1 protein-coding gene is annotated in these 231 nt (G+C 64.5%); it reads left to right on the top strand.

Annotated features, from left to right (window positions below; translation table 11 throughout):
• The coding region (locus tag AC0IXA_RS28260; protein ID WP_471815035.1) for a recombinase RecT at positions 1-231 on the top strand (231 nt) is incomplete at both ends.

The raw sequence follows: 231 nt of genomic DNA, 5'->3' as shown, positions 1-231 counted from the left end.
CACGAGATCGACTGGTTCGGCGGCGACCGTGGGGAGATGGCTGGCGTCTACGCCTACGCCGTCATGAAGGACGGCGCCACCAGCCGCGTCGTCATCCTCAACCGGCACGAGGTCATGGAGCTCAAGGCCAAGTCGGACTCCAGGAACTCCGAGTTCTCCCCGTGGAACACCAACGAGAAGGCCATGTGGCTCAAGAGCGCCATCCGGCAGCTCGCCAAGTGGGTTCCCACC

Source organism: Pseudomonas sp. AC083, assembly GCF_979253165.1.
The sequence above is the reverse complement of the archived record's forward strand: the minus strand, read 5'-3'. Positions and strand labels throughout refer to the sequence as shown.